The organism is Magnetovibrio blakemorei (assembly GCF_001746755.1).
In the GTDB taxonomy this organism is placed as follows: Bacteria; Pseudomonadota; Alphaproteobacteria; order Rhodospirillales; family Magnetovibrionaceae; genus Magnetovibrio; species Magnetovibrio blakemorei.
On the sequence record NZ_MCGG01000047.1, the window covers coordinates 23,450 to 30,594 of the forward strand.

The following is a 7,145-nucleotide window of genomic DNA, read 5'->3' on the forward strand; positions in this document are numbered from 1 at the left end:
CTACGATGAGCCAAAAATCCTCCGTTATGCAATCACTTCAAATTGTCCCATAGGCGCTGACGTCAGACAGACCAGCTCTGAGCGGCTTTGCACGCGCTTCCTGGCACACCTGAAGGCATTTGTAGTCATGGGAAAGGATTGTCTTGCGTCGTCGTTCTTGAGGGCGCTCAGAAGCTCTGTAGCTCGTGTCGTCAGCGGGATGGTTCGAGGGTGCCCATTCTTTGTAAGTGGGATGTGAAGTGTCCGAGCTGCGAGGTCAACGTCAATCCAGAGAACGTTCAATATCTCACTTCGTCGCATTCCTGTTTCCGTTGCTATGCGAACAATGGGCTCAATCAAAGGGTTTCGGCAGATTTTGCAGGCTTTTATCAAGGCATCGAATTCGCCGGGCTCCAAACGTCGTTCCCGAGGCCGTCCGGCGGGCGGTTTTCGAACGTCCTGAACTGGATTTGACGGAAGGGGAATGCCCCATTCTTGTCGGGCGATTTTCAGAACGTGCTGTAGCGTTGATAGCTCACGCCGAACGGTATCTGGGCTAGCATATCGAAGACGTTGATCACGGTAGGTGCAAAACAGTGCTGGACTGAGGTTTGCGAGTTGGGTTTTCGCTATTTTTTGACGTAATACGCATCGAATGCGCGTTTCTTCCGTCTGGCGACCACGCTTGTGAACGGTGATGGTGTCGCGATAGCGCTGGATCACATCGCCTAAGCTGAGAGTATCGAGCTCTTTCAGATTGTGCGGCAGTCCGCGCGTCTCAGCTTCGTTCTCGAGCTGACGCGCCCAGGACGCGGCATCTGCTTTCTTTGTGAATGTGCGAGAGAGTTCGGGGCACCCTTTGCGCCGGATCAGCGCTTGCCATTTGCCACGGTGTTTTCGGATTGTTGCCATCGTTTTGACCTTCAGTGTGACCAGATTGTGACCAACTGGATTTTTGAAGGGTTTTGAGGCGTTGAGGCGGAGCCCTAAAAGCAGAAAAACCTAGCGTTTCCGCTAGGTTCTCCATGGTGGGCGCGACAGGGATTGAACCTGTGACCCCTGCCGTGTGAAGAGCTTCAAGACTCTGTAACTACATAAAGTTACAGGAAACCCTTGATATGTCCTCTATTCGTAAACTTCCCAGTGGTACATGGAATGTGCAATTCCGTGTCACCGGACAAAAAGCAAAATCAGCATCATTTAAATCTAAGACAGAAGCAGAGGCTTGGCTTCACAATCAGAAACGTCAGGTCAAGGTTCAGTCTCCAACAACCACTCTATATGAACTCGTGGAAAAATATTGCTCCATCGGGTTACGGGGTAAGAAGTCGCAACAGGAAACCTTAGATCGTGTTGGGCGCGTCTGTAATATGTTTGAATCTCTATCTTTGCCAACTGCCATAGATGAGATTACTCAAGAACACATCAATGAGTTTCGATTGTATCGGCTAGGTCATGTTGCCCCAGCGACCTGTCGAAAAGACTTGGAATTGATTGCTCGTGCTTATCGTTGGGCGAGGCGGGAATATCTTATGAAAATTCCTTGCCCCGTTGACGATGTTGTTTTACCGCCACATGGGAAACCTCGTAATCGTGTTGTTGAACCTCATGAACTTAAACTTCTAATGTCAGCACTGCCTCCAATTATGGCTGCGATTGTTGAGGTTGCCTATGAAACGGCTATGAGGCGCTCTGAAATATTGAAGTTAACTCCCCGTGATTTGTTTCTCGAACAACGATATTTGAATGTTGTTGACGGTAAGACGGGGGATAGACTCGTACCTCTCACCAGAAGGGCTGTAGAGCTACTTACAGAGTCTTCGGAGCATTGTTCTAACCCTCATGCCAAGCTGTTCCCTGTTGACGCTCACAGCGTAACAACAGCCTTTAGAAGGGCACGTCAGAAAGTAGGTCTAGATGAAGATGTTCGACTTCACCAACTGCGCCACACCCGCATAACAATTGTTGCCCGTAAAGGGTTTAATCAAGCTCAGATCATGATGGTGAGTGGGCATAGGGATGTACGTTCAGTGCAGCGATATACTCACTTGAATGTCGGTGATGTGATTAACTTGCTTGATTAAGGTATGGTCGAAAACTTTTGACCAAAGAACACTGTACACCCAGTGGTGTTGCAGTTAATGTTCAATGCAGGTAAAGGGCGATATGCAGGCTGAGCTAGAGAGTTCTGAGTTGTGTGTAGGTAAACATTATAATGATAAAGATGGGACGTATTCTCTAAACTTTGCCCGCAAAAATACCCAGTAAAGTTAAACAAAAACAACTGTGTTATCGCTACTCTACATTACATTCGTCGAGACTATGTGCGGCTGAGGTGACTGCAAACTTTACTCTGGTTTGCTAATCATCAATAAGGGATAGGTCTTGAATGAAAACACTGGCATCAAATTTTAGAACGTCAGATAGCTTAAGAAACTCGACAACATCCACACGTCTCTGTCCACTCTCTAAACGAGCTACAAATGACTGATACTCACCGATTATATCCGCTAGCTCAACTTGTGTCATACCAACATTCTCACGTTGTTTAATGAGAAAGTTAATCAATACCCTATGACGTTTTGAGCTAAGTGTTTTTTGCACAGCACCCTCCAAAAAGAGTGCTTCAATTAATCTACTAATCAGATTATCTTAAATTTAGATAATTTATATAATGCATCTTCTCATTCTTTAAATGGTGAAATATGAGATTATCAAATTGCCGTCGTGTTTTAATAGCATGCATACCTGTGGCCCTTTTGGTTTCAGCATGTGCTGCCCCTCTTAAAACAAGGTACTTTCAGGATGCTAATTTATCTAGTGAGCCCAAGGTTGTTGCTCTGTTAACGCAAACTGAATTCGATCCCGATATTCGAATTGCGTTAAAGATGGCTGGGTTCAAAGTTGTCAAATATGCCAGCTTAAATCGTGTCGATAAGTCCATCAATGAGACAACGCACTATTCCTACAATGAAGCGGAGGTTAAGTACGGGATCTCAGTTTATCCTGGACGTGAGGTTGATTGGTGCATCGGTGGTGATGGGATCATGTTGGGACGAGCCGTTTTTGAGCTCTCCGATCTTAGCACCAATGAAACACTCTTTTATACGCAAGCAGGAGGCTGGACTGCATCTTGCGGCCTTCCTGACGAAATCGTTTGGGACATCTTAGCTGAAGGGTTGGGTAACAATTGGAAGTAATTTCCGATCTTAGCTTACCTGTGAGAATGTTTAATATAGGAGAGCGTAAATGGAATGGGGACTTGGAGCGGTTGTCGTTTTTATAGTTTTATATCTGTTGCGAAACCTTAAGAGAAATAGTGATCCTCTTAATAGAAAGTGCGCTTCTGAGCTTTGTCACCTATATACTGCAGAGTCCTCATCAGATAAAGTATTGGCAGTTGCTGATGAGGATGTGTTTTCAGTTTTCATGTCAAATGCGCGATATAAGAATCAGGCTTTACACGTCACATCCATGGTGCCTGCATTGCTAATTAGGGCAGGATACCCAAGAGAGCAAGCCATGTCAGTAGTGCCACAATTAAAGATGATTTCACTTATGATACCTAGCTGATGAATTTTCTACGGAAACAATCTGATCATTGTTCTTTCATCATGCAAAAATATGGCTAGAGAGAGGGTTGAGTTGTACGGGACTATGCGCTGACACTTGAGGTGATTGATGGATAAAATTTTAAAATTGGTTGTATGTATTTTGTTCTTTACCGCAACCCCCGCTTTGGCGATTGACCCTGTAGCCGTTGGCTTCTCTGTAAATGGCAAGCCAATCAACCCCAAGTGCATCAACCTTATGCAAGCTTGGATGAGTGACACAGAAACATCCATCCGTGAAATTGTATTGGACGAATGTCAGACCAGTAATCTTGCTTTTGAGGGAATAGAAAACCAAGGGCAAACAGGGGATACAGTTTATTATTACGAAGACCCTAAGGACGCTCATAGCTACTTTGGATACGATGTTATTGGTGTGACAGAATCCGGCCTCTATGTTCTCAAACATGGATATGAAATTGGAATTTACCGTATTCGATCTGGTCAATTGTATTCAGATATCTTAAAGGGCGAAACACAAACCAGACGTATTATTACTTTTCTTGGTTCTTCGTCTCTCAAGTGTCGAAACAGTGCAACGGTTGTCGGCAATTCTCTGGTTGTTACTGCTCGCAAATATGATTTTAGTTCATACCGAGATAACCAGTGTACAGACGAAGTTGTTACAATCACATTTGATCTGTCAGATATAAAAAATGAATGACAAATAAGGTGATATAAATCGCAATGTTTCGGACACAATTCACATCCTCAATTTATCAACACTACGAATTAGGTTGCGGAGAGTTCCTTTCATGGTGAAAGCTCACGGTTAAGCAAGTTTGTCCTCCACATATGTGAGATCATTTGCGCACAATAAATAATAAGTATTGAAGTCTAAAGGGGGTATCCCTATAAATAATAAATTAAAAAGCACATACTGATACACCGTAATATTAGGTAGTTTAACTAAGCGTCCTAACTATTGATCTGTTTTCTCTTTTCCATGTTGGCAATTCTGTATTTAACGCGTGATTTAACGCACACTCTTTCGTATCAGGTTTATAGTTTTGACCAATATTTTTAAAGATATTTGCGGTAGATGTTTTGATCTCTCCGCTTTCTTCTCTGCTCCTTATTAAGGATATAATTTCCCTGGAACATTGTTCTTTCTTCGTGATCATATTATCTAAAAGCTCTGCTTTGTAATCTATAAAGCTTGCATCATGCATGATCTTTTTAAGAAAATATTTTAGACCGTCTACATCGTATGTGAAAATATACGTCTTCATCGGTAAAGCCTTTCCATTCTTCACCTTACGACATTGCCCTCTATTTAATGCCTGATAAATTCTATGAACTTTTTCTCCTTGATTGATCTTCATTAAATCATCTTCATTCCACTCAAGGTTTATATTATCAGCTTGAGCAATCATCATTCCTGCTAGGCAGGATTGAGGGAGTTGGATAACGCCAGCCAAAATAACTGCCGTACAATCACTATACTTATTGATTGCGGTTTCATTGCCCCATGACAGAAAACTTACTCGGTTATATTCATTTTTAGATGCTACTTTTTTAAGCATAGATTTCAAATAATCCAGTGCATCCTTATGGGTAAAAATTAAAACCTTCTCTTTTTTCTTTGCCAACTTAATAGTCAAATTAACAGTCTCTATAAAAATTTTTGGTTTTCTTTTGTTACTCAATTCAGACATTATATGATATCGTCCAGATGCTATGCTCTTAGTATACACTTTGACGTTCTCATAACTCTTAACTTGATGGAGGCGTTTGCTCTTCACAGTAGAATCATAGGACAATAGCTTCCGAATTGGGTATGATGCATCAAGTATAATAATATCACTAAGGTATTCAGGGATCGTTTTCTTATAGCTAACTATCGACATTCCTTGTTCTGATTTGAGCACTCTCATATCGGTACCTTGCTCATGTAAATCAAGAAATTTTAATAAGGGGTCTTGGTTATTGAATATATTGCTAATGATTTTTTTTGCCTCATCATATGATATTGGAAGTTTTACACTCGGAATAACCCCTTCATCTTGCCTAACCAAATGTTCTTTAATTTCATTACACCATAGGCTGAATAATTTTTCTTTTGAGTATTCACCATATCTTTCTCCATCAACTACGCCACTATAGCCCGCTAATGATTTTGTTATATCAGATAGCTTTTGCAGATAAGGTTCCCCAAGGATTAATGATTCATCGTATATCAGCAAGTCATGTCCAAATCTAAAGTCATATCCAAATTTATTAATAGAATTTAGCTTTGCATGGCTCATTAATACAAATTGCTGTAAGTCATTCTTGTCAGTATTAGGTTCTGATGCGTAATTTTTGTCTAAGTCTTCAACATCTAGATTCGGATCAAACTTTTTACTATGGATCAGAGATATTTTTTTGCTTGGTACACCATCGTTAATTAGGTCACGATTCAATTGACAAAGAGCTTCGATTTTTTCTGCACATATAACGATGTTATAGGGTCTACCTAATTCGTTAATGGCCTGACAGAACCCCCTAATTGCTGTTGTTTTGCCTGTGCCACACGGCATTGGGAAGACAGTTCTTCGTACAGGTTGTTTTTGTTTCGTAACAGCAATCCAAGTGAACTCCTTAATCAAGCTGCTCAGCGCTTCATATTGCTCATTAGATATTTCATTCCCATAAGATTTCAAAATTCTTGTCGTGTTTAATAATGCTTGTTCATAAAGAACTTTATCATTCTCCATTTTTATTCCTCTTTTGATTGGTTATTAAAAAAGCGCAGAGCTAAGTTGCTCCACGCCATGTGTATTGTGATTTATGTTTCTGGTTAAATGTATGATTCTATGTAATTAATTTACGATTTACCTCTTCTCCTATGGTTTGATGGAAGCTCCTGTAGTATGAGTGCGAATACCTGCTTCAATGGGAGTCTATATCAGGATTTTTTCTGAGAAAATGTGAAGGTCAGAGAATACCTACACACGAATACCCAGCCCCCCTTATCCCCATCTCATAGAGGGGTGTGGGTAAGTTTGTTTAATCCATGTGAGGTGGAAATACGTCCGGGAGCAGTGATTGGGCGGCTCTAAGATATGTCACCAGTCTAACCAAGACAGTGAACATTCCTTAAATAACAGATGGTTGTATCTTCCGTTCACAAATAAAAACTGTGAACACGTATCCACGCATCCTTGATAAGGTACGCTTGCAGCGTTCAGTCAACATTGAGATGTAATTTTGATATTGAAATATGTCAGATATGGTTCTGAGTGCTTCCGTATTAACGGAGACTACAGTCTCGCCCTTGGCCTCATTGCGAGGATGGGCATTCGTCGGACCTCATAAAGGCCCTCCCTGGATTTATCCTTGCTTACATTACCGGATTTCACCGGACATAACGCTAGGCACCAAACCATATCGTCCTGGTGGATTATCTGTAACACACAATGTGTGCATCGTAAAGCCCGCTAGGACTCCATACAGTAGCATCAGGTCTACTAATGGTGGGGTATGTGCTGAAATCCCTCAGCGTGACTCAGTGAGTCTCCTACGGACTCCTGAGAGTGGTCGTAACTTTTATCGGGCGCGTAGCTCAGCGGG

General features: G+C 41.8%; 7 protein-coding genes. 4 read left to right on the top strand and 3 right to left on the bottom strand.

Annotated elements, in window-relative coordinates; genetic code table 11:
- Positions 1–24: 24 nt before the first annotated feature.
- The gene (locus tag BEN30_RS12530) at positions 25–891 is read right to left on the bottom strand and encodes a tyrosine-type recombinase/integrase (protein WP_069958670.1); all 867 of its coding nucleotides are present in this window, start codon (positions 889–891) and stop codon (positions 25–27) included.
- Between the two features lie 206 nt (positions 892–1,097).
- On the opposite strand from BEN30_RS12530, the gene BEN30_RS12535 reads away from it, so the two are divergent.
- Complete coding sequence (locus tag BEN30_RS12535) at positions 1,098–2,063, top strand: tyrosine-type recombinase/integrase (RefSeq protein WP_069958671.1); 966 nt, start codon at positions 1,098–1,100, stop codon at positions 2,061–2,063.
- 277 nt (positions 2,064–2,340) lie between these two features.
- On the opposite strand, the gene BEN30_RS12540 is transcribed toward BEN30_RS12535, so the two are convergent.
- Positions 2,341–2,583 (bottom strand): helix-turn-helix domain-containing protein, encoded by a 243-nt coding sequence (locus BEN30_RS12540; protein WP_069958672.1) that lies wholly within the window; start codon positions 2,581–2,583, stop codon positions 2,341–2,343.
- Positions 2,584–2,729: 146 nt separating this feature from the next.
- Between BEN30_RS12540 and BEN30_RS12545 the strand changes: the two genes are divergently transcribed.
- The 3 genes from BEN30_RS12545 to BEN30_RS12550 all read left to right on the top strand — a co-directional run bounded on the left by BEN30_RS12545 (position 2,730) and on the right by BEN30_RS12550 (position 4,254).
- Positions 2,730–3,179 (top strand): hypothetical protein, encoded by a 450-nt coding sequence (locus BEN30_RS12545; protein ID WP_069958673.1) that lies wholly within the window; start codon positions 2,730–2,732, stop codon positions 3,177–3,179.
- 49 nt (positions 3,180–3,228) lie between these two features.
- Positions 3,229–3,552: a hypothetical protein gene (locus tag BEN30_RS18410; RefSeq protein WP_139135021.1), complete on the top strand. Its 324-nt coding sequence runs from the start codon at positions 3,229–3,231 to the stop codon at positions 3,550–3,552.
- Between the two features lie 108 nt (positions 3,553–3,660).
- Positions 3,661–4,254 (top strand): hypothetical protein, encoded by a 594-nt coding sequence (locus tag BEN30_RS12550; RefSeq protein WP_069958674.1) that lies wholly within the window; start codon positions 3,661–3,663, stop codon positions 4,252–4,254.
- 241 nt (positions 4,255–4,495) lie between these two features.
- Here BEN30_RS12550 and BEN30_RS12555 read toward each other — a convergent pair whose 3' ends face one another.
- Positions 4,496–6,289, bottom strand: coding sequence for a DEAD/DEAH box helicase family protein (locus BEN30_RS12555; protein WP_069958675.1), 1,794 nt, complete (start codon positions 6,287–6,289; stop codon positions 4,496–4,498).
- Positions 6,290–7,145 lie beyond the last annotated feature (856 nt).

Bases quoted from the DNA above. Each gene is read 5' to 3' on its own strand.
- BEN30_RS12530 (WP_069958670.1), bottom strand. From the start codon at position 891: ATGGCAACAATCCGAAAACACCGTGGCAAATGGCAAGCGCTGATCCGG.
- BEN30_RS12535 (WP_069958671.1), top strand. From the start codon at position 1,098: ATGTCCTCTATTCGTAAACTTCCCAGTGGTACATGGAATGTGCAATTC.
- BEN30_RS18410 (WP_139135021.1), top strand. From the start codon at position 3,229: ATGGAATGGGGACTTGGAGCGGTTGTCGTTTTTATAGTTTTATATCTG.
- BEN30_RS12550 (WP_069958674.1), top strand. From the start codon at position 3,661: ATGGATAAAATTTTAAAATTGGTTGTATGTATTTTGTTCTTTACCGCA.
- BEN30_RS12555 (WP_069958675.1), bottom strand. From the start codon at position 6,289: ATGGAGAATGATAAAGTTCTTTATGAACAAGCATTATTAAACACGACA.